The following is a 401-nucleotide window of genomic DNA, read 5'->3' as shown; positions in this document are numbered from 1 at the left end:
GATATAGGCGTGCAGTAATGAGGGTGCTGAGCAAAAACAACGCGCACACAGAAAAAGCCATGACTGCCGAAGAAGCCATACTCAATAACCACAAGCTAACTGCCATATTAAGGGCAAGTGTAGACACCACGTATAGCGGCATTTTTCGGTCCAAACTTAACTTATTCATAGTCTGCTCTAGTGATGGGCGAATGACTATGATGGCTAAGTTTTCACTAAGATATTTACCATTTTACGACACATACAAATTCAAATTATATGAGTACCATTAAGATCAACAACTTATGCTAATTATTGAGTAAGAATAGCAAGCTCCCGCCACTGAGTGAGCTGCCATAATTGAAGTTAATTCCAATCCCGAAGTTGTCAAAAAAGTAAGAATCGTAAGGCACATCAAATAC

1 protein-coding gene and 1 pseudogene are annotated in these 401 nt (G+C 39.4%); both read right to left on the bottom strand.

Translation table 11 applies throughout. The annotated features are described in order from the left end of the window. Positions 1-169 (bottom strand): annotated as a pseudogene (locus AB4512_RS24905) (sensor domain-containing diguanylate cyclase); the annotation flags it as partial. Positions 170-287: 118 nt separating this feature from the next. After that, the gene (locus AB4512_RS24900; RefSeq protein ID WP_372176139.1) at positions 288-392 is read right to left on the bottom strand and encodes a Solitary outer membrane autotransporter beta-barrel domain; all 105 of its coding nucleotides are present in this window, start codon (positions 390-392) and stop codon (positions 288-290) included. Positions 393-401 lie beyond the last annotated feature (9 nt).

It is taken from the genome of Vibrio sp. 10N.222.52.B7, from assembly GCF_041474275.1.
Classification (GTDB): Bacteria; Pseudomonadota; Gammaproteobacteria; order Enterobacterales; family Vibrionaceae; genus Vibrio; species Vibrio crassostreae_C.
This window is presented reverse-complemented; position numbering and strand designations above follow the sequence as displayed.